The organism is Ectothiorhodospira marina, from assembly GCF_900109495.1.
Taxonomy (GTDB): domain Bacteria; phylum Pseudomonadota; class Gammaproteobacteria; order Ectothiorhodospirales; family Ectothiorhodospiraceae; genus Ectothiorhodospira; species Ectothiorhodospira marina.
Map to the genome: position 1 here is coordinate 55482 of NZ_FOAA01000015.1, position 20274 is coordinate 75755.

20 protein-coding genes are annotated in these 20274 nt (G+C 62.5%); 13 read left to right on the forward strand and 7 right to left on the reverse strand.

Annotated features, from left to right (window positions below; translation table 11 throughout):
• Nucleotides 1–85: 85 nt before the first annotated feature.
• Nucleotides 86–2047 carry a methyl-accepting chemotaxis protein gene (locus tag BMY52_RS12295; protein WP_090254838.1) on the reverse strand — a complete coding sequence of 654 codons (1962 nt, stop codon included), beginning with the start codon at nt 2045–2047 and terminating at the stop codon, nt 86–88.
• Nucleotides 2048–2577: 530 nt separating this feature from the next.
• Here BMY52_RS12295 and BMY52_RS15435 point away from each other — a divergent pair.
• From BMY52_RS15435 to BMY52_RS12305, 3 genes are read left to right on the forward strand one after another with little or no spacing between them, the layout of a single operon-like run.
• On the forward strand, nt 2578–2727 hold the full coding sequence (locus BMY52_RS15435; RefSeq protein WP_177169954.1) for a hypothetical protein: 150 nt from the start codon (nt 2578–2580) through the stop codon (nt 2725–2727).
• The gene (locus tag BMY52_RS12300; RefSeq protein WP_177169955.1) at nt 2724–3164 is read left to right on the forward strand and encodes a hypothetical protein; all 441 of its coding nucleotides are present in this window, start codon (nt 2724–2726) and stop codon (nt 3162–3164) included. Before BMY52_RS15435 ends, BMY52_RS12300 begins: the two co-directional genes overlap by 4 nt.
• 13 nt (nt 3165–3177) lie before the next feature.
• The gene (locus tag BMY52_RS12305) at nt 3178–4413 is read left to right on the forward strand and encodes a glycerate kinase type-2 family protein (protein ID WP_245740843.1); all 1236 of its coding nucleotides are present in this window, start codon (nt 3178–3180) and stop codon (nt 4411–4413) included.
• Between the two features lie 494 nt (nt 4414–4907).
• Here the strand turns inward: BMY52_RS12305 and BMY52_RS12310 are convergent, their stop codons facing one another.
• On the reverse strand, nt 4908–5627 hold the full coding sequence (locus BMY52_RS12310; protein ID WP_090254842.1) for a UDP-2,3-diacylglucosamine diphosphatase: 720 nt from the start codon (nt 5625–5627) through the stop codon (nt 4908–4910).
• Between the two features lie 9 nt (nt 5628–5636).
• Entirely contained in the window at nt 5637–6149 is a 513-nt protein-coding gene (locus BMY52_RS12315) for a peptidylprolyl isomerase (RefSeq protein WP_274520332.1), read from the reverse strand.
• Nucleotides 6150–6404: 255 nt separating this feature from the next.
• On the opposite strand from BMY52_RS12315, the gene cysS reads away from it, so the two are divergent.
• The 5 genes from cysS (at nt 6405) to rimI (ending at nt 12105) form a co-directional block, all read left to right on the forward strand.
• Nucleotides 6405–7787 carry a cysteine--tRNA ligase gene (gene cysS, locus BMY52_RS12320; protein WP_090254846.1) on the forward strand — a complete coding sequence of 461 codons (1383 nt, stop codon included), beginning with the start codon at nt 6405–6407 and terminating at the stop codon, nt 7785–7787.
• Nucleotides 7788–7982: 195 nt separating this feature from the next.
• The gene (gene folD / locus BMY52_RS12325) at nt 7983–8855 is read left to right on the forward strand and encodes a bifunctional methylenetetrahydrofolate dehydrogenase/methenyltetrahydrofolate cyclohydrolase FolD (RefSeq protein ID WP_090254848.1); all 873 of its coding nucleotides are present in this window, start codon (nt 7983–7985) and stop codon (nt 8853–8855) included.
• Nucleotides 8856–9180: 325 nt separating this feature from the next.
• Complete coding sequence (locus BMY52_RS12330) at nt 9181–10731, forward strand: 2-isopropylmalate synthase (RefSeq protein ID WP_090254850.1); 1551 nt, start codon at nt 9181–9183, stop codon at nt 10729–10731.
• Nucleotides 10724–11641, forward strand: coding sequence for a uracil-DNA glycosylase (locus tag BMY52_RS12335; RefSeq protein WP_238628092.1), 918 nt, complete (start codon nt 10724–10726; stop codon nt 11639–11641). Before BMY52_RS12330 ends, BMY52_RS12335 begins: the two co-directional genes overlap by 8 nt.
• The gene (gene rimI / locus BMY52_RS12340; protein ID WP_090254852.1) at nt 11638–12105 is read left to right on the forward strand and encodes a ribosomal protein S18-alanine N-acetyltransferase; all 468 of its coding nucleotides are present in this window, start codon (nt 11638–11640) and stop codon (nt 12103–12105) included. The genes BMY52_RS12335 and rimI overlap by 4 nt, the downstream gene beginning before the upstream one ends.
• Before the next feature lie 2 nt (nt 12106–12107).
• Here rimI and BMY52_RS12345 read toward each other — a convergent pair whose 3' ends face one another.
• Nucleotides 12108–15197: an ATP-binding protein gene (locus BMY52_RS12345; RefSeq protein WP_177169956.1), complete on the reverse strand. Its 3090-nt coding sequence runs from the start codon at nt 15195–15197 to the stop codon at nt 12108–12110.
• A 250-nt stretch (nt 15198–15447) separates the two neighbouring features.
• On the opposite strand from BMY52_RS12345, the gene BMY52_RS12350 reads away from it, so the two are divergent.
• The 5 genes from BMY52_RS12350 to BMY52_RS12370 all read left to right on the forward strand — a co-directional run bounded on the left by BMY52_RS12350 (nt 15448) and on the right by BMY52_RS12370 (nt 19287).
• Nucleotides 15448–15993, forward strand: a complete 546-nt coding sequence (locus BMY52_RS12350; RefSeq protein WP_090254856.1) for a type 2 periplasmic-binding domain-containing protein — start codon at nt 15448–15450, stop codon at nt 15991–15993.
• Between the two features lie 12 nt (nt 15994–16005).
• Nucleotides 16006–16632: an RNA polymerase sigma factor gene (locus tag BMY52_RS12355; RefSeq protein WP_090254897.1), complete on the forward strand. Its 627-nt coding sequence runs from the start codon at nt 16006–16008 to the stop codon at nt 16630–16632.
• Nucleotides 16629–17045, forward strand: coding sequence for a hypothetical protein (locus BMY52_RS12360; protein ID WP_090254858.1), 417 nt, complete (start codon nt 16629–16631; stop codon nt 17043–17045). The genes BMY52_RS12355 and BMY52_RS12360 overlap by 4 nt, the downstream gene beginning before the upstream one ends.
• Nucleotides 17045–17554: a DUF3106 domain-containing protein gene (locus tag BMY52_RS12365; RefSeq protein WP_090254860.1), complete on the forward strand. Its 510-nt coding sequence runs from the start codon at nt 17045–17047 to the stop codon at nt 17552–17554. Before BMY52_RS12360 ends, BMY52_RS12365 begins: the two co-directional genes overlap by 1 nt.
• Before the next feature lie 137 nt (nt 17555–17691).
• Nucleotides 17692–19287 carry a peptide chain release factor 3 gene (locus BMY52_RS12370; RefSeq protein WP_090254861.1) on the forward strand — a complete coding sequence of 532 codons (1596 nt, stop codon included), beginning with the start codon at nt 17692–17694 and terminating at the stop codon, nt 19285–19287.
• Between the two features lie 40 nt (nt 19288–19327).
• On the opposite strand, the gene BMY52_RS12375 is transcribed toward BMY52_RS12370, so the two are convergent.
• From BMY52_RS12375 to BMY52_RS12385, 3 genes are read right to left on the reverse strand one after another with little or no spacing between them, the layout of a single operon-like run.
• Complete coding sequence (locus tag BMY52_RS12375) at nt 19328–19585, reverse strand: DUF2442 domain-containing protein (protein ID WP_090254863.1); 258 nt, start codon at nt 19583–19585, stop codon at nt 19328–19330.
• Nucleotides 19566–19802, reverse strand: a complete 237-nt coding sequence (locus BMY52_RS12380) for a DUF4160 domain-containing protein (RefSeq protein WP_090254865.1) — start codon at nt 19800–19802, stop codon at nt 19566–19568. Before BMY52_RS12380 ends, BMY52_RS12375 begins: the two co-directional genes overlap by 20 nt.
• Nucleotides 19803–19850: 48 nt before the next feature.
• On the reverse strand, nt 19851–20273 hold the full coding sequence (locus BMY52_RS12385) for a hydrogenase maturation protease (RefSeq protein ID WP_090254867.1): 423 nt from the start codon (nt 20271–20273) through the stop codon (nt 19851–19853).
• Between the last annotated feature and the right edge of the window lies 1 nt (nt 20274).

The following is a 20274-nucleotide window of genomic DNA, read 5'->3' on the forward strand; positions in this document are numbered from 1 at the left end:
CGGCGGGGTGCTATCCCGATTACGGCCAGGATCAAGAGTCTTTGACTCATGCGGCAGAGCTGCGAGTGACCCCGGGCAACTCATCTCAAGAGGTTGCCTTGTCGGTTTTAAAGCGGTTGACAAGATCGGAAAGTTCTGAGGCCACCAGCCGCAGTTCAGTAGCCGTTGCGTTGGTTTGTTCCGCTGTTGAGGCCGTACTATTTGCCCCATCAAGCACATGGGTCACGTTCTGATTAATGTTCTCCGAGACCGCATGTTGCTGTTCAGTGGCAGTTGCGATCTGCGTGGCCATATCATGAATCTGCCCCACCAGCATTTGGATGGTGCCAAATACTGCCAACGCCTCTTCGCTTGCACGCGTGGTGGTTTCAGAGTGCGCCACGCTGCCTTGCAGCTTATCAGAGAGTTCACGAGTTCGTTGAGTCAACGCCTGCAACAATGTATCAATTTTTTCTGTCGACTTACTCGTTTTTCTCGACAGCACCCGTACCTCATCAGCCACCACAGCAAAGCCACGGCCATGTTCGCCTGCCCGTGCCGACTCAATCGATGCGTTTAATGCCAGCAAGTTCGTTTGATCTGCAATGCCGCGGATGGTATCAAGCATGGTTGTGATATTGTCGTTCTCCTTGGTAAGTTCACCCATCGCGGCATCAGCTTCGTTGAGCGTATCAGCCATTGTTTGCACTGCCGTGCGGGTGTTATTCATCAGTGCCATGCCTTTATCGACCTCGCTTTGGCACTGCTGAGCAGAATCGGCGGTCTGATTGCAGTTTTGAGAAATTTCATTGGCTGTTGCTACCATCTGATGGAAGGCGGTGGCGATCTGCTCTAGTGAAGAATGCTGGCGTTGACTGGCACCATCCAGTTGTTTCGCAAACTGCGTAGTATGGTCTGCATGCAAAGTCAGCTTCAGTGAGCGATCTTTGATGCCGACAATGAGCGACTGGATCACATCTACAAACTGGTTGAACGCCGAAGCGGTGGTGCCCAACTCATCTTTACTGGTGACTGGAAGGCGCTTCGTTAAATCTCCATCGCCGCTAGCTGCATCGCTCAAGCCGTCGCTAATCGCGATGATGGATGACGATATGCGATTCGTGAGAAAATAGCCCAATAGCCCAAAAAATAAAACTAAAATAATGCCGATTGAGATGATTGCCGTTTGCAGGCGATCAACCTGTCTGAGCACTTCCCTTTGCGGTACAATGCCGATTAAACGCCAGCCACTATCCGATGCGTTATACTGGTTAACGAAGTAGTCATTACCATCAAAAGACAAAGCGGTCAGCGCCTCACTGAGCATGTGACCACTATATACGCTGTTCACGCTGTCAAGGGACTTGAAGTTGTTTTCCGGGTTGTTGGGGTCTGCCAAAATAGTGCCCGTATCCTCGACCAGCACAATATAGCCAGACTGACCGAGTGACACTTCACCAAGCATGTCAGTCAGTGCACTCAAAGTTACATCGACAGCAGCTACTCCCTTCAAGCCGTCCTTTGCTGAGAATTCGATGACATAGTCGAGCAGTGGTGCCCCTGTGATCACATCTTCATAGGGAGTTACGCGTACGGGGGTATTGCCGCTGTTTTGTCCTACTTGATACCATGGACGCTCACGTGGGTCATAATTGCCTAGTTCCCCTTGCGGCCACTGAATATAACTACCATTGCTCAAGCCAAGAAATACGTAGGCAAAATCTTCGCGCGAATTACCCATGGCCTCTAACAGTCGATAGGCTTGTGCTTCAACCGGGCTGTTTTGGGGCGACATCATGGTCTGAGTAGTGGGGGCCATATAATTGGCGACCGAGCGATCTAGCGATTGCAAAGCTTCACTATTGGCCAAGGTTTTTACGTTAGCAGACAGGCCTTGTAGGTAAAACCTGAACGCATTGCCGATATGTTGCATTTCCTGGTGCGAACTTTGTTCATAGGTTTTTAACGTGCTCACTCGAAATTGGTATAAAGCCACGATGGAAATAATAAGGGTTGGTAGCAAAACCCCTGTCAATACGATGGCTAGAATTCGATTTTTAATACTCATCTTGATGCCGGTTGGTGACGATTTTAAAAGCGAATATGGCTAATATAAAGAATTCGGATTGCATGATGGGAATCTCTAAAAATCGTATTTTCTTAAAACCCTATCACTCCGGTATGGAAACAGAAATTCATGGCCCATGATCACGCTTGTTAACAAGAAGATCCGGATCTCAATAGCGCCATTGAGGAATCTTCATGGGTCATTATCACCCCCATCCCAGGGGTACCCATGGCCCACCATCGGACTCATGCGATGATCCCCTGCAGATAGGTCCAGCGCTTGAGGTTGTATACCATGTTGTTCAAAGCGATCTTGACCCGAGCCAGAAGAGGCCGAAATGCTTCACAGTTCACTACCCTGTTCAGCTTCGGCAGCGGATGGCCCAGCTTTATAGCAGGACGTAGCGTTCATCCAGGTCAAACAGTCCGGGTATCATGGGCTGCATCGTCACTGTGGGATCTTCTCCTTATCATAAGGCAGAAGGATGAACTTTTTTTTTCGAGGTTCACCTAAGCCATAAGAGGTACAGCTTGAACCGACAGAGCCTGGTGTGCTACCAAGTCTTCATCTCCCTCGCCGGACTCATCCTTGGCACCGCACCCCCGGTGGCTGGATCGGTGTTGGAAGAGGTGCTCTGGCTCGTGCTTGGTCTGCTGCTTTACGCCAATTTACTTTGGTGACGCTAAATCACCTGTGGGAGGCCTTTGCCGACCGAGGTTTTCTGGTGGCAGCCTCGTTGGGCAACTTCCTGATCATTCCCGTCCTGGCCTGGTTGTTGATGTGGCTGGGGCCGGAAGATCCAGTCGTGCAACTGGGCATCTTTCTGGTGCTGCTGGTGATATGCGCGGACTGGTTCATCACCTTCACCCAGTTGGGTGGCGACGACACCCGGTGGGCGATCGCCTTTGCTCCGGTCAGCCTATTGTTGCAGATCATTCTGCTGCCCGTTTACCTGTGGCACTTCTTTCTGGGGGACCTCGGCCTTGCACTGGTCCGCGGGGATATGCTGCTGGCGTTCTTCGGGCTGATCATCCTGCCGTTGTTGCTGGCGCTGGCCGCCTATCTTTGGTGGGTGCCCAGGCGCCTGTTTACGGCGCGGGAACCTTCCTTGCCTTGAGGCCTGGATTCCCGTGATATCTCATCGCGACATCCCGCTGCATTGCTTTCACCAGGCCCTTGAGGCCGTGAACGGTGAATGGGTAGTGCAACGTCAGCTGGCCATTCAGGAGCCGCAGGGGCCGGTGCATGGGGTGGCCATCGGCAAGGCCGCCGCGGCCATGGCCCGGGGTGCCCGGGCGGGCCTTGGAGGCCGGCTTGAGCGGGCGCTGGTGATCACCCGCCATGGGCATGGTGATGATGCGCTGGCCCGTGACGGGCGTTTCTCGTGCCTGGAATCCGATCACCCCTTGCCCGGGGAGGCCAGTCTGGCGGCGGGGGAGCGGCTGCTGGCGTTCATCGCGGCGACCCCGTCCGATGCCTCCCTGCTGTTTCTCGTCAGCGGCGGCACGTCCTGCCTCGTGGAGGTCTTGCCCGAGGGGATGACACTGGCGAATCTGCAACGCCTCAATGGCTGGCTATTGGGATCGGGGCTGGACATCCAGGCCATGAACCGGGTGCGCAGCGCCGTTTCCCGCATCAAGGCAGGCCGTTTGCGGGGGTATCTGGGGCAGCGTTCCGCCCAGGTCTGGTTGATCTCGGATGTGCCCGGCAATGATCCGGCGGTGATCGGCTCGGGTCTGCTCACGCCAACCCGGGAGTCCTTACCGTTGCCCACCCTGCCCGCCGGTCTGTCAGAGACGGTGCACCGGGCGATGGCCGCCCATGCCACGCTGTCACGTTCCACCCCCTCGGTGCCCGCCCGGGTGCTGGCCACACTGGAGGATGCCTGTCGGGCAGCCGGGGATGCGGCACGCCAGCGGCATTGTCCTGTCACCATTCATGGCGAGTTCCTGAAGGGTGAAGCGGCCGAGCGAGGTGCGGCCCTGGCCCACTGGTTGACGCACGAGGGCAGGGCCACCCCGGGGGTGCATGTCTGGGGTGGCGAGACCACAGTCACCTTGCCGGAGAACTCAGGGCAGGGTGGACGCAATCAGCATCTGGCCCTGGCGGCGGCAAGGGTATTGTCCGGTTGCCCGGATGTGACCCTGCTGGCCGCAGGCACGGATGGCTCTGATGGCGTCACGAGCGCCACTGGCGCCCTGGTGGACGGTGGCACCTGGGAGCGCATCCGCGCCCAGGGCCTCGACCCGGACCAGGCCCTGTCCACCGCCAACGCCCACCCCTGCCTGCAAGCCTCCGGCGACCTCCTGGAGACCGGCCCCACCGGCACCAACGTCATGGACCTGGTGATCGCCCACATCTCCTGAGTCTTTGTGGGAGTTGATGCCCTGTGTGGGAGCGGCCCTCGGCCGCGAATGCCTTTCTCCACCGAAAGCCACCAAAGCGTCCGAACCTTGGCGGGGGGTGTGCCTGGGAGCGGGTGTTCGCCGCATGGATGCGGCGATCAAGCCTACAGGGAGGTATTCACGGCGTCCCGCGGACAGGCACACCCCCCGCCAAGGTTCTGCACCCCGGTGCCAAGCCCTGGGGGCGGTGGTGACCGGAGCCGCAGCATTCGCGGCCGAGGGCCGCTCCCACGGGGGGCTGCTCTCAATTGGGGGCACGGGGGCAATCAGATGTCCTGCAGCGCCATCCCCCGGCGTCCTGCGGACAGGCACATCCGCCGCCGAGGTTCTCCTTGGACATTGAACCCGGAGGGTGCCCGGGGAGAGAGATTCGATGTCAGGGGCTTGCGGGAAGGCCGTTCGCGGCCGAGGGCCGCTCCCACGGGGGGTTGCTCTCATTGGGGGCACGGGGGCAATCAGATTTCCTGCAGTGCCATCCCCTGCGGCGTGCAGGCCAGTACGCCACCATCGCCGTACCAGTCCGGGAGGACGATGCGGCGGGCCGGGTGGCCGTCCAGGTGGAAGTCGTGCACGGCGGGGCGATGGGTGTGGCCGTGGATGAGGGTGTGTACGCCGTTGCGGCGCAGGGCATCCTCCACCGCGTCCGGATTCACATCCGTGATCCGGTCCGACTTGCTGCGGGTGGAGGCCTGGCTCTGGGCGCGCATGGCCTCGGCCTCCGCATGGCGCTCCGCCAGCGGGCGGGCCAGGAAGGCCGACTGCCACTGACGGGTGCGCACCATGCGACGAAATTGCATGTATTCCTCGTCGTCGGTGCACAGGCTATCCCCGTGCATGAGCAGCACGGGGGTGCCATAAAGGTCGATGACCGTCTCCGTCTCCAGCAGGGCGCAGCCGCAGCGCTCGGCAAAGGCCTCACCCACCAGAAAGTCCCGGTTGCCGTGGGCGAAATAGACCGCGAGTCCTTCCCTGCTCAGTCGATGCAGGATGCCGACGATCTCGTCCAGGTGTGGAGCGGGATCATCATCGCCGATCCAGTATTCGAACAGATCGCCCAGGATGTACAGCGCATCGGACCCGGGTGCCCGCTCGGCGAGAAACCGGGCGAACTGCTCCAGGGTCCGTGGACGATCCCTGTCCAGGTGCAGGTCGGAAATGAACAGCGTTTGAGGCACCGGGCAGGCTTACTGCTCGGTCACGCTGTTGAGCACGATGGGCTCCTTGGGTACGTCCTGATGCATGCCCTGACTGCCGGTGGGCACGGCAACAATGCTTTCCACTACATCCATGCCTTCCACCACCTTGCCGAATACGGCGTAGCCCCAGCCCTGGGGTGTCTCGGCGGTGAAGTCCAGGAAGCGATTGTGTTCCACGTTGATGAAGAACTGCGCCGTGGCGGAGTGGGGGTTGGGGGTGCGGGCCATGGCCAGTGTGCCCACCTCGTTGCTCAGGCCGTTATTGGCCTCGTTGCGAATGGGATCGCGGGTGGGCTTTTGCTGCATGTCCGGGGTGAAGCCACCCCCCTGCACCATGAAGCCGGGAATCACCCGGTGAAAGATGGTGCCGTCGTAGAAGCCGTCTCGCACATAGGTCAGGAAGTTCTCGACCGTCTCGGGGGCCTTGTCCGCGTAGAGTTCCAGGACCAGGGTGCCCTTGGTCGTCTCAATCTGGACCTTGGGGTTGTCGGTTTCGGCCATTACTTGGTTTCCCATGGTTAAGGACAGCAGCGCCAGGAGCACTACACACTGTCGGATCATTGATTTCATGCGATTTTGTCCGTCGGAGTCACCCGTTGGTGGCCTGTGATGATAGCCGTTGCGGGCGCCCCGGGGAAGTTTGCCCGTCCGGGGCGGAGCGCGTCGGGCTTCGTGGCCGACCTTTCTGGTGTATCGTGGGACTTGGTATGCTCCATTTCCTGTCCCAATCCCGACTCATCCAGCCAGACCCGCGACATGCTGAACATATACAACACCCTGACTCGCCGCAAAGAACCCTTCAAATCCATGGAGACCGGTCGGGTGCGCATGTATGTGTGTGGCATGACCGTGTACGACTACTGCCACCTGGGACATGCGCGGGTGCTGGTGGTGTTTGACATCGTCTACCGCTACCTCCAGGCCCTGGGCTACGAGGTGACCTATATCCGCAACATCACGGATATCGATGACAAGATCATCCGTCGCGCCGCCGAGAACGGTGAGGGGATCGATGCCCTCACGGAGCGCTTCATCCAGGCCATGCACGAGGACGCCGAGGCCCTGGGAGTGTTGCGTCCCACCGCCGAGCCCCGGGCCACGGAGCACGTGCATGAAATCCTGCACATGATCCAGCGTCTCATGGAACGGGGCTATGCCTACCAGGCCGATAACCGGGATGTGTACTACAGCGTGACCCGCTTTGAGGACTACGGCAAGCTGTCGGGCAAGCGCCTGGAGGATCTGCGCGCCGGTGAACGAGTGGCCATGGACGAGGCCAAGCGTGACCCCATGGACTTTGTCCTCTGGAAGGCCGCCAAACCTGGCGAGCCCGCCTGGGATGCCCCCTGGGGCGCGGGACGCCCCGGCTGGCATATCGAGTGCTCGGCCATGTCCACGCATTTTCTGGGCAACCACTTCGACATCCACGGCGGCGGACAGGATCTGCAGTTCCCCCACCACGAGAACGAGATCGCCCAGAGCGAGGCGGCCACCTGCGAGCACTTTGTGAACTACTGGATGCACAACGGCTTCGTGCGGGTGGACGAAGAGAAGATGTCCAAGTCCCTGGGGAATTTCTTCACCGTGCGCCAGGTGCTGGAGCATTATCGGGCCGAGGTGGTGCGCTATTTTATCCTGGGCAGCCACTATCGCAGTCCGCTGAACTACAACGACGAGGCCCTGGAGAGTGCCCGCAACGGCCTGTCGCGTCTGTATACGGCCCTGAGGGGGCTCCCGGCCCAAGCCGCTGAAGATGGCGGTGCCCAATACCGTGCCCGTTTCCATGCGGCCATGGCCGATGACTTCAACACGCCCGTGGCCCTTGCGGTGCTGTTCGACCTGGCCCATGAGATCAACCGGCTGCGGGAGGGGCAGGCCGATGAGGCGGCCCGACTGGCGGGACTGCTCAAGGAGCTGGGCGCGATGCTCGGTATCCTGGAATCGGACCCGGAGGCCTTCCTCAAGGGCGGCAGTGCCGATGGCCCCGACGAGGCCCAGGTGGAGGACCGCATCCAGGCCCGCCTGGAGGCCCGCAAGCGCAAGGACTTCACCGAGGCCGACCGCATTCGTGACGAACTCAAGGCCCAGGGGGTCATCCTGGAGGACGGCCCGGGCGGGACCACCTGGCGTCGAGAATAGGTGGCACTCCACCGGACGATCGCGGTTGGCCCGAGCACCCGTACGGGCCGTTCGCGAACGGCCCTGGCGGAGTATCCGTCGCCCCAGGGCTTGGGGGCGGCCCAAATCCCTGTGCCCAGGGCAGGATGGTTGGACTAGAGCGCCATAGAATGGGAAAATCCCGCCAACACTCCCACCCCCCAGGATGACCCCCCGATGCCTGCCCAGATCATCGATGGCCGCGCCACCGCGAAAACCGTTCAAGAAGAGGTCCGCCAGGCGGTGGAGGCGCGCGTTGCGGCGGGCCAGCGCCCGCCCGGTCTGGCAGTGGTGTTGGTGGGCGACGACCCGGCCTCCCAGGTCTATGTGCGCAACAAGCGTCGTGTGTGCGACGCCGTTGGCATGGTCTCCCAGTATTTCGACCTGCCGGACAACGTCTCGCTCGGCGACCTGCTGGACGTGATCGATGACCTCAATGCCGACCCCAATATGGACGGCATCCTGGTGCAATTGCCGCTGCCCCGGCATATCGACCCGGAGCAGGTGATCGAGCGCATCGACCCCGCCAAGGATGTGGACGGCTTTCATCCCTACAACATGGGTCGCCTGGCCCTGCGCGTGCCTCGCCTGCGTCCCTGCACCCCCTACGGTGTGAAACGCCTGCTGGACGAGACCGGGGAGACCTACAAGGGGCGTCACGGTGTGGTCATTGGCGCCTCCAATATCGTCGGTCGGCCCATGGCCCTGGAGCTGATGCTGGCCGGTGCCACGGTGACCGTCTGCCATCGCTTCACCCACGACATGCCGGTGCATGTGGGACGGGCGGATATCCTGGTGGCCGCCGCCGGGCGCCCGGGCCTGATCCAGGGCGACTGGATCCGCGAGGGCGCCACGGTGATCGATGTGGGCATCAACCGCCAGGAGGATGGCAGCCTGGTGGGCGATGTACAGTTCGATGCAGCCGCCGAGCGTGCCGCCTGGATCACGCCCGTTCCGGGCGGGGTGGGCCCCATGACGGTGGCCATGCTCATGAAGAACACCCTGCAGGCCTGCGAGGCCTCGGAGAAGGCGGGTATCTGTTTCTCGTGAAATCCCGATGGCGACGCTAGGGCTTTGCATCGGCGCAAGGGCTTTGCTAGAGTCCCGATTAAGAGGAAATGAAGCGATGCGCCATCCCCACGCACAATCCGGCTTCGTTACGAGCGTCCCGCCCCGGGACGCCTCGCTGGCCCGTGCCTCCTGCCTGCCTCTGCTGACCCTGCCGCGACTGCCGCGCTAGCGGCGACCACTTCGCCTGGCGAGGCCAAACGCACCCTAACGCAGGAATGACCGGCCCCAACCAGGGCCCGGGTCAGTGTAGAATTCCTACCCAAACACGCGGACGGCAGCGGCCGTTCCCTGGGAGTTCAGAGACATGGCAGGCAAAGAAAAACTCTTCATTTTCGACACCACCCTTCGCGACGGCGAACAGAGCCCCGGTGCTTCCATGACCCGGGAGGAAAAGGTCCGCATCGCCAAGGGTCTGGAAAAGATGCGCGTGGACGTGATCGAGGCGGGCTTCCCGGCTGCCAGCATCGGTGACTTCGAGTCCGTGCAGGCGGTGGCCCGGGCGGTCAAGGAAAGCACGGTCTGCGGCCTGGCCCGCGCCAAGGAGGCGGACATCGACCGTGCCGGCGAGGCCCTGCGCGACGCCAACTCCGCGCGCATCCACACCTTTCTGGCCACCTCGCCCATCCACATGCAGCACAAGCTCAAGATGACCCCCGGTCAGGTGGTCGAGCAGGCCGTCCTGGCCGTGCAGCGTGCCCGCCAATGGACGGACAACGTGGAGTTCTCCCCCGAGGATGCCGGCCGCTCCGAACTCGACTTCCTCTGCCGGGTGATCGAGGCAGTGATCGATGCGGGTGCCACCACCATCAACATCCCGGACACCGTGGGCTACAACATCCCCCAGCAGTTCGGCGAGCTGATCAAGAACCTGCGTGAGCGGGTGCCCAATGCCGACAAGGCCGTCTTCTCCGTGCACTGTCACAACGACCTGGGCGTGGCCGTGGCCAACTCCCTGGCCGCCGTGCTCAATGGTGCACGGCAGGTGGAATGCACCATCAACGGCCTCGGCGAGCGTGCCGGCAATGCCGCCCTGGAAGAGGTCGTCATGGCGGTACGCACCCGTCAGGATGTCTTCCCCTGTGACACCACCCTGGACACCACCCAGATCGTACCCTGTTCGCGGCTGGTCTCCACCATCACCGGTTTCCCGGTGCAGCCCAACAAGGCCATTGTGGGCGCCAATGCCTTTGCCCATGAGTCGGGCATTCATCAGGATGGCGTGCTCAAGCACCGCGACACCTACGAGATCATGCGGGCTCAGGATGTGGGTTGGTCGGACAATCGGATCGTGCTTGGCAAGCATTCAGGCCGTAACGCCTTCCGCACCCGTCTCAAGGATCTGGCCATTGATTTCGAGTCCGAGGAGGAATTGAACGAGGCCTTCGCCCGGTTCAAGGAACTGGCGGACAAGAAGCACGAGATCTACGACGAGGATCTCCAGGCCCTGGCCACCGAGGCCGCCATCGCCATGGAATACGAGCGCGCCAAACTGGTGTCGCTGCGGGTGTGCTCGGAGACCGGCGAGACGCCGGTGGCCCAGGTGACGGTGAATGTGGAGGGCGAGGAACGCCACGGTGAGGCCGAGGGCAGTGGTCCGGTGGATGCCGCCTTCAAGGCCATCGAAACGGTGATGCACAGCGGCACGCAATTGCTCCTGTACTCGGTGAACAACATCACCAGTGGCACCGATGCCCAGGGTGAGGTGACCGTACGCCTGGAGAAGGCCGGGCGCATCGTCAATGGACAGGGGGCCGATACGGACATCGTCATCGCCTCGGCCAAGTCCTACCTGAACGCGTTGAACCGCCTCGTGACGCCCGATCATCGGGCTCATCCCCAGCGCGGAGATGTCTGATCAAGGCCAGGTCATGGATGAAGCCCGGCGACGGCAGTACCTGAAGGCGATGGGGATACAGGTCTGGGTACCGCGCCGGGAACCGGAGGCGAGCCTGGATCTGTCTCCTCCAGAGCCAGTGGCCATGCCGCCTGCTTCGACACCGGTGCCGGAGCAGGCGGCAGCTGTGGAGGTGCCACCCGTGGTGATGGATGCCTCCGTGGGACGTGAATCGCCCCCGGAGCCGGAGATGCCGCCCTGGCTGGACGAAGCGCCGTGGCCCGACGAGGCCTATGAGCCGGTGATGCCCTCGGGTGAGGGCTACGATGAGCCTGATCTCCCTGAGCCGGACGATGGGGTGTCCACCCTGGATTGGGAGGGGCTGGCTGCCCGGGTGGCCCAGTGCACCCATTGCAACGAGCTTGTGCAAACCCGCACCCAGACTGTGTTCGGGGTGGGTGACCGTCAGGCCGATTGGCTGTTTATCGGTGAGGCCCCCGGTGCCGAGGAAGATCGTCAGGGCGAGCCCTTTGTGGGGCGGGCCGGCAAGTTGCTGGACAGCATGCTCGCCGCCCTGGGCAAGAAACGGGGGGAGGGCGTGTACATCGCCAATATCCTCAAGTGTCATCCACCTCGTAACCGGGATCCCTCCCCCGAGGAGGCCCGTGCCTGTCGGGCCTATCTGGATCGCCAGATCCAGTTGATTCGTCCGAAGATCCTGGTGGCACTTGGGCGGGTGGCCGCCCAGAATCTGCTGGATACCGGGGACGCCCTGGGCAGCTTGCGCGGTCGTGTGCTGGAGTACCGGGGTATCCCGGTGGTGGTGACCTACCACCCGGCGTATCTGCTTCGCCGCCCCTCGGAAAAGCGCAAGTCCTGGGAGGATCTGTGCCGGGCCATGGACCAGATGCAGGCCGAACAGCCATCATGAACGCGGTCACTGCCCCCAACCTGGCGTTGCGCCCCATGGTACGCAATGACGTGCCACGGGTGATGGAGGTGGAGCCTCGGGCGTATCCGTATTCATGGACCGAGGCCATCTTCCGGGACTGCCTGCGGGTGGGCTATTCCTGTTGGGTGCTGGAGGACGCCGGCACCGGTCATCTCATCGGCTATGGGGTCATGTCCATGGCGGTGGGAGAGTGCCATGTGCTCAACCTGACCGTGCGCCCGGAGATGCAGGGGCAGGGTCTTGGACGCCATCTGCTGCGGTCCTTTCTGGATCTGGCCAGGGAGCGACGTGTGGAGACGGTCTTCCTGGAGGTGCGCCCCTCCAATGTCCCGGCGCTGGCCCTTTATCGCACCGAGGGCTTCAACGAGGTGGGCTTGCGTCGCGGTTATTATCCCGCCGCCCACGGTCGGGAGGATGCCCTGGTGATGGCCATGCATCTGTGAGTTCACTGGCGCAGTCGCGTATCCAGCACGTTCAGAAAATGCTCCACGTCCAGGGGCTTGGTCAGGTATTCATCAAAGCCGACGCTGATGCCACGCTCCACATCCCGTTCGGTGGCGAAGGCTGTCAGGGCCATGATCGGGATGGCAGCGGTGGCCGGGTTGGCGCGTAGCCGCTTGAGTACCTGATAGCCGTCCAGTTCTGGCATGTTGATGTCCAGCAGGATCAGGTTGGGTGTGTGGGCAGCAGCCAATTCCAGGCCCAGGCCCGGGTTGGGTGCGCTGAGCAGACGCAGGTGGGGGCGCCGGGTGAGGATCTGCGCCACCAGGCGCAGGTTGGCCGGATTGTCGTCGATATGCAGGACGGTGTGGGTTCGGGTTGCATCCTCCTTTGATCCGGGTTGGCTCTGTGTTTCCATGCGGCTCACCTCCACGGACTCCTGAACACCCTGGGGCAAGCGCACCCAGAAGGTGCTGCCTTCCCCAGGCTGGCTGTCCACGCCGATCTCTCCCCCCATGACCTCGATCAGCCGACGACTGATGGCCAGCCCGATGCCTGTCCCCTCCACGCCGTCGGTACAGCCTTCCAAGCGGGTGAAGGGCTGGAAGAGTTGGTCCAGCTTGTCCGGGGGGATGCCCTTGCCAGTATCGGTCACGCTGATGCGCAGCCAGTCCTCCTCCTCATCGCCGCGGATATCCAGGCGCACATCGCCGCCATCCCGGTTGTACTTGATGGCGTTGGAAAGCAGATTGATCATCACCTGCTTGAGGCGCATCCGGTCGGCCAGGGCCACCTGGTCCGTGTGCTGTCCCGGGTCGATGCGGATCTGTCGAGCGTCGGCCAGGGGGGTGACCAGCATGAGGCATTCGCTCACCAACTCTTGCAGCGGAATGTCCTCAATGGAGAGCTCCACCCGACCGGCCTCCACGCTGGACAGGTCCAGCACCTCATTGATGAGATCCAGCAGGTGGCGACCGCCCTTGAGGATCTCGCGCACACTGTCCGTCTGGAGCTCGTCCAGGGTAGGGTCGGTTTCCAACAACTGGGCAAATCCCAGCACGGCGTTCATGGGTGTGCGCAACTCATGGCTCATGTTGGAGAGAAACTCCGACTTGGCCTGGCTGGCCCGCTCGGCCTGCTCCTTGGCCCGGCGCAGGTCTTCCTCTGCCTGCTTGCGGTCGCTGATGTCCTTGTGGCTGACCACCAACTGCCGGCTGGATGCCGGCCCACCATCCAGGGGGTTGGCCAGCACCAGGAAGGCCGCACCCTCCATCTGATACTCATCCTCGAAGTGCTGGGCCTCGCCACGCAGCACCTGGCGGATTCCTTCCGCGATCCGTTGCGCCTCCCGGGCCGCCTTGCCCTGAACTGCGCCACACAGGGAAAGATAGTTGATGCCCTGTCCCACCGGGTCCTGGGCGCCTTCATGGTGGCGGCCAAAGTCATCCCAGGCACCATTCACGGCAATGATCCTGCCCTCGTGATCCAGCACGCAGATGCTGGAGCGCAATGAGTCGATGATGGCCTGTGTGAAGGCCAGTGTTCTGGCCTCGCGTTCCTGGGCTGCGGCCTCGATGGCGCGGCGCTTGCGTTCCCGTTCCATCTGGTGGAGGGCGTGAGAGATGTCCTCGACGATGCCCCGCAGTGATTGCAGTACATCCGCGGTGAACAGGCCCTTGTCGCGCCCCATGAAGCTGGCCAGGCCCAGCAGTTCGTCGCCCCGGAACAGCACAAAATGGACGCAGGTACGGATGCCGGTTCCAGCCGACCACGCCCGCCAGGCCTCGGGCGTATCGGGTGACTGGCAGTCCTTGCACAGCAGAGGGCGATCGTTCAGGCATTCCCAGGGGTTGCCCCGGAGCATCTCCCAGGTCTGTTGCAGAGGCAGCCCCTGGGCCTGTTCTTCACTCAGTCCGTGGACCACGGGTTTTTTCAGCTGGGCATCACCGCGGTGGCGCAGGCTGATGGCGCAGGCATCCAGCCCGCCCTGTTCCACGACGATGCAGGCCGTGCGATGCAGCAGGCGCCACTCATCATCGATGCGGTTGATGCATTGATTCACCTGGGTGCGGGTCGCATACAGGCGGAAGATCTGCTCCAGGCGTGACTGGGCCAGCTTGCGCTCGGTGATATCGCGATTGACGCCGCGCCGACCCAGGTAGGTGCCGTCGTTGTCCATGACCGGCTGACACTGGTGTTCGATCCAGCGAATCGCTCCATCGGGCCGATGCACCGCGAACTCCAGGGCCATGTGGGGCAGATCACTTTGCTGATGGGCCACTTCGTCGAGGTGCTTGCGCCAGCGCTGCGTATCCTCCGGAGTGAAAAGTGTGTCCATCATGTTCGGATCACGCAGGAAGGCTTCCGGGGGATGCCCACTGATGTCTTCACAGCCAGGGGATACGTAGACATAGCGGCCATCGGCCCCATACCAGTAGTCCCAGTCCGGCGAATGCTGGGCTGCAATCCGGTAGCACCGTTCACTCTCGCGCAGTTGCTCATGGGCGGTGCGCAACTCCTCCTCATGACGCACCCGCTCGGTGAGGTCCACCAGGGCGCAGGCAAACTCCAGATCGCGACCGTCCCTGCCCGGCAGTCGCGCCACATGCAATTCACCCGGGAAACGGTCTCGTTGCTCGGGACTGCCCGTAAAGCGGATCTCTGCCACTCGGGCCTGTCCCTCGAGCGCGGCCTGGCGCAGGGCCTTCTGGACGACGTTCTCGTGTTCCCGGTCCACCAGGCTGCACAGCCGCTGCCGCCGCAAGTGGCTCACATCCAGTTTGAACGCCCTGGCTGCCTCCTGATTGGCCTCCAGGATCATGCCGCCTTGATCCACCACCAGCGAGGCCATGGGCAGACCACCAAAGAAGGCGGCGTAGTTTTCCAGCAACCGTTGAGTCAGGAACTGGGATTCGCGCAGTTCGGCGTTCTGGATTTCCAATTCTGATTCATACACGCTGAGGGTCTGGACCAATTGGGCCAGGGTCACCTCGCCCTGTTTGAGCAGTTCCTCGGCCTGTGCGAAATCGCCTTCCTGAACGGCGCGTTGGGCGCGTTTCAGGGCAGGGTGGGTCTGGGCGTCGTCTTGAGGCATCGCCAACAATGTGCAGGCCGCGCGGACACGGCATGGGCAGAGACCATCGCTTGGGCATGGCCCGTGGGCAGCCAAGGATCCTTTCATGGCGGGTGTCCGAGTTTACAGGGGGTGTGGGGGCGATACAATTCGCCCCGTGAGCGGCGCACTTCAGGCCTGTCCAGTGGCGTGCATTCCCGTGTCAACGCAATCCGCCCTGGTGCGTATTACCCCGTGAACACACCGGAAAGACTCCATGGGGAGACATGTCATGAACCGTAAGCCGACGCAACAATCCCGCCTCAACCTGCCCCGTTCCCTGCTTGCCGGGGCGGTGGCCCTGTCACTGGCCCTGGGGGGGGTGGCTGTCGCCTCAGCCCAGCCAACGGGCAGCGATCGGCCATGTGTCGAACGAGGCGCACCGTGGGGCGACAAGGGCAGGGCCGAGTCCCGCCAGAATCTGGACCAGGAACAGCGCCAGGCCCTGCGTGAGCAACGGGAGGAACGTCGCCAGGCCTGGGCCGATATGAGCGATGAGGAACGCCAGGCCTTGCGTGAACGGCGTAGCGAGCATCGCAAGGCCTGGCGGGAGATGGACGATCCTGATCGCCAGGCCCTGCGCGAAACGATGCAGGAACGCCGTCAGGCCTGGAATGATATGGACGAGGATGAACGCCAGGCCCTGCGTGAACGCAAGCAGGAGCGCCGCGCTGCCTGGGAGGCCAAAAGCCCTGAGGAACGCCGTGAGATGCGCGAAAGACTCCGGGACATGGATCCCGAAGCGCGCCGTGAATGGTTCCAGCAGCAACGCGGTTGATGCGGAGGCATGATGTCCACGCCCCTGGAAGCCTGGCCTGTGGATGAGGGGACGGTGTCCGCATCGGTCCCCGAGCCGAAATGCGCGGATGGCAAGGATGCCTTCCCGGTGCCCGTGACCCTGGAGGCATTCCTTGAAGGGGTGCAGAACCGGGCCGTGCGCATGGCTGCCCTGGCCCTGGGCGACCAGGAGGCCGCCCTGGACCTGGTGCAGGATGCCATGGTGGCGTTGATCGACCGCTACCGGGACCGGCCGCCGGAGGCCTGGGGGCCGCTGTTCTGGCGGATTCTGCAAAGCCGCATCCGTGATACCTACCGGCGTCGCCGGGTACGTCAGCGGGTGCTGGCAGTGCTGGGCTGGTCGGATGATGAAGACCGGGAGGATCCCCTGAATACCTTGCCGGATTCATTCACTCCAGGGCCTGACCAGGCCCTGGCCGATGGGCGGTTTGCTCAGGATCTGGAATCTGCCCTGCGCGCCTTGCCCCTGCGACAGCAGCAGGCCTTTCTGCTGCGTCACTGGGAGGGACTGGACACCTCTGCCACCGCTGCGGCGCTGGGTATCAGTGAAGGGAGTGTGAAGACCCATTTGTATCGAGCCCTGCAAAGCCTGCAGGGACATCTGGAGGCCTACCGATGAGCCCCGAACGGCATTCCCCCGCGCACCGCGCCCCGGAAAAAAACTCCCGGGCAGTGGTTGATGATTCTGCCGCACTGCTGGAGCGGGTGCGCCATACACTGGACGATCAGGCCACATTGACCGGTTCCGAGCAGGCCCGCCTGCGTCATGCCCGTCGCCAGGCGCTGTCCTCGTCCCGGCACCCTGTGCCCTCTCGCTGGTTCCCCGCGGGTGGGCTGGCCCTGGCGGCTTCACTCATGCTCACGGTGGCGGTGTGGTTCGCCCTGGAGCCGGACAGGGGGCACGAACCGCTGCCGTTGGCCTTGGCGGAGATGGAGGATGTGGAGTGGCTCATGGAGAGTGAAGATCCTTTTTGGGTGGCGGATCTGGATGACCCGGCCTTTGTGCTCTGGGCCATGGAGGAGGGGCGGTGATGCGACCCATCTGGATCATCCCATGCCTGTTTCTGTGTCTGGCCTGGCCGGCCACGCATCTGGCCGCAGATCCACGGCCGGAAGCGCCGCCCTGGTCCGAACTCAGCCGCGACCAGCAGGCGGTGCTCGAACCCTTGGCCGATGACTGGAACGGTCTGCCTGAACGGCGCCGTGCCCACCTGTTGCACATGGCCGAGCGCTGGAAGGGGATGGACGCGGACGAGCGGGCGGACCTGTCCCGCAGGCTGGAGCGCTGGCAGGCCATGTCGCCGGAGGAACGTGAACGAGTGAAGTCCCACGCCCGGCATCTGCGCTCCCTGAGTCCCGAGGAGCGTCAGGAGCTGCGGCAGCGCTGGGAGCGCTATCGGGACCTGCCGGATGAGAAGCGGGAGCGTTTGAAGGCGCGTTGGCGGGAGATGACACCGGATGAGCGTGAGGCGTGGCGGGAGCGGCGGGGGCGTCATACCCCTCACCCCAACCCCTCTCCCCGGAGGGGAGAGGGGCTCTGAACTCCCTTCTCCCCAACGGGGAGAAGGGCGGGGATGAGGGGGGCGGAGGGCACGATCACCTGGCAACCACTCACCCATTACAGTCCCCCTCCCACATCCCGTACAATGCAGGGTTTTACCCAGGTCGATCCTCACTCATGCCGTCCAGACACACCACAGAAACCGCCCGCCGGCGCACCTTCGCCATCATCTCCCACCCGGATGCCGGTAAGACCACCGTCACCGAAAAGCTGCTGCTCTATGGGGGTGCCATCCAGCTGGCCGGTACCGTGAAGGGCCGCAAGTCGGATCGCCACGCCACCTCCGACTGGATGGAACTGGAAAAACAGCGCGGCATCTCCGTGACCTCCTCGGTGATGCAGTTCCCCTACAAGGAGCGCATCGTCAACCTGCTGGACACCCCGGGTCACCAGGACTTCTCCGAGGATACCTATCGCACGCTGACCGCCGTGGACTCGGCACTGATGGTCATCGACGTGGCCAAGGGTGTGGAGGAGCGCACCATCAAGCTCATGGAGGTGTGCCGCCTGCGGGACACCCCCATCATGACCTTCATCAACAAGCTGGACCGGGAGGGTCGCGAGCCCATCGAGCTCATGGATGAGGTGGAGGACGTGCTCAAGATCCCCTGCGCGCCCATCACCTGGCCCATCGGCATGGGCAAGCGCTTCAAGGGGGTGTATCACCTCAAGCGGGATGAGGTGAATCTGTTCTCGCCCACCCATGGCGGCAAGATGAACGCCGGCGAGGTGATCAAGGGTCTGGACAATCCGCGCCTGGACGAGGTGCTCGGTGGCCAGGCCAAGGAGTTGCGTGAGGAACTGGAGCTGGTGATGGGGGCCTCCAACGAGTTCGATCTGCAGGCCTACCTGGAGGGGCGTCTCACGCCGGTGTTCTTCGGTTCGGCCATCAACAATTTCGGCCTGCAGGAATTGCTGGATGACTTCGTGGCATACGCCCCGCCGCCGCGCCCGCGCGCCACGGACTCCCGGGAGGTGTTGCCGGAAGAGGAAAAGTTCTCCGGGTTTGTGTTCAAGATCCAGGCGAACATGGATCCCCAGCACCGGGATCGCATCGCCTTCATGCGCATCTGCTCCGGCAGCTTCAAGAAGGGCAGCAAGCTGCACCATGTGCGCATTGGCAAGGATGTGCGCATCGCCGATGCCCTGACGTTTCTGGCCTCGGATCGGGAACACGCCGAGGAGGCTTTCCCCGGGGACATCATCGGCATCCACAACCATGGCACCATCCGCATCGGTGACACCTTTACGGAAGGTGAAAAGCTGGCCTTCACGGGCATTCCCAACTTCGCCCCGGAGCTGTTCCGGCGCGCCCAGCTGCGCGATCCGCTGAAGATGAAGCAGTTGCAGAAGGGCTTGCAGCAGCTCTGCGAGGAGGGGGCCACCCAGTTGTTCAAACCGCTGAACAATAATGACCTGATCCTGGGGGCCGTGGGGGTGCTGCAGTTCGATGTGGTGGCCCACCGCCTGAAGAACGAATACAACGTGGACGCCGGTTTCGAGAACGTGAACGTGCAGACCGCCCGCTGGGTCACGTCCGAGGATGAGCGCAAGCTGGAGCAGTTCAAGGACAAGGCCTCCAGCAACCTGGCCATCGACCACGGCGGCGATCTGGTCTACATCGCCCCGACGCGCGTGAATCTGCAGATGGCTCAGGAAAAATGGCCTGAAATCGAGTTCAGCGCCACACGGGAGCACGGCATCGCCAGTTGAAATCGGTGTGGGGGGCGGACGCTCAATCCGTCCCCTCGGCTCACCCTTGAGGTGCTGGCGCGCCCCGGAGGAGCCCTTCGGTACTCAAGTCCTCGTCAAGTTCGGGCCAGTGCATCCCGTAACCACCGCCGCAAATCTGCCAGTTCAATAGCTGCCCCCGGGAAGCCCTGGCCAAGCGGGGATACCATTCCAAGGGCACGGAAATCCGGCGGCCATCCTTCAGTGCGACCACCAGAAATTCGTCGGTGAAGTCGATCGACTCCACACGCTCATCCGCGTTAAGTGCCAAAGTACCCATGCCAGGCCTCCAGAAACGTGATCTGGTGAGATTCTACAATACCCCTGATCCTGCGTAATTCGCGTGATGTAAAGCCCATGTTTCTGGACAGGCCAACGGGACTCAGCCAGAACTTCGCCGAGCAGTCGTCACGGTCCACGTGAATATGCGGAGGTTCTCCGGGTTCATGGCTGTACCAGTAAAACCGGTAGGGTCCTTCTCTTCGAACGGTGGGCACTGATGTCTCCTTACGGGTGCACCAAACGGCCAGTTCGGCCGGTTCTGGTTACTCGATCCAATCCCTGATCTGCTGGTGAATCTGGGCCAGGGCGCTTTTTCTGATCTCATCGGGCATGGGAGTGGATCCCATCTGGATGCCGATGATGTGTACGGTTGGGGGCAGGACCCCCATGGCCTTGCCCAGGGCCAGTGCGCCCACGACGCCCAGGCTGTGACTGGAGACGGTGGTGTCCGGGTGGATCAGGTCGTCCATGGACAGGACATGTACCGTGCCTGGTGGTCCGCCGGCATCCATGGCATCCACCAGGATGACGGTGTGCTGCTCCTTCATGGCCTCGATCAGACCGGCACCGGGGCGGTCCAGGGTGAGTGTGCTCACGCCGGAAACGGGAGGCAGGGCCTCAACGGCTTCCCATCCCAGGGTGTCCTCACCAAAGGGGGAGCCGATGCCGATGACCAGTACCCCCATC